Raw genomic sequence first — 513 nt, 5'->3', positions numbered from 1 at the left:
GTTACCGCTTAATGTGATTACTGCATAATAGTAATAGGTTCCAGCAGTATTAAATGCCGGCGGGGTGTATGTGGAAGAAGTGGCTCCTGATATGGCCGTTCCTCCCGTAGTACTGTTACTCGTATTACTGTACCACTGGTAAGTTGGAGTACCAACTCCTGCGGTATAAGCAACGCTTAACGCTGAAATTGTTCCGCCCACACAGATACTTTGAGTCGCTGTAGGTTGTGTCGATACTGTTGGCAATGGATTGATAATAACCTGAGCCGTGTTTGATACTATACTTGTACATCCTCCTGAGGAGAAGGTGATCTCACAATAATAATAAAGTGTTCCAACAGTTGTTGCCGGTGGAGCATAAGTTGCATTGGTTGCACCTGATACCGCAGTTCCTCCAGTTGTACTGTTTGTTGTGTTACTAAACCACTGATAAGAGGCTGTTCCTGTTCCGTTGGTGTAGGCTACTGTTAAAACTGTTGGAGTTCCACCCTCACATACCGAACTTGGTACAGG

The 513-nt window shown here is 45.0% G+C and carries 1 pseudogene; it reads right to left on the bottom strand.

The features are described 5' to 3' along the window. Nucleotides 1-513 (bottom strand): annotated as a pseudogene (locus tag FLJC2902T_RS16335) (hypothetical protein); the annotation flags it as partial.

The sequence above is a fragment of the Flavobacterium limnosediminis JC2902 genome, from assembly GCF_000498535.1.
Lineage (GTDB): Bacteria > Bacteroidota > Bacteroidia > Flavobacteriales > Flavobacteriaceae > Flavobacterium > Flavobacterium limnosediminis.
This window is presented reverse-complemented; position numbering and strand designations above follow the sequence as displayed.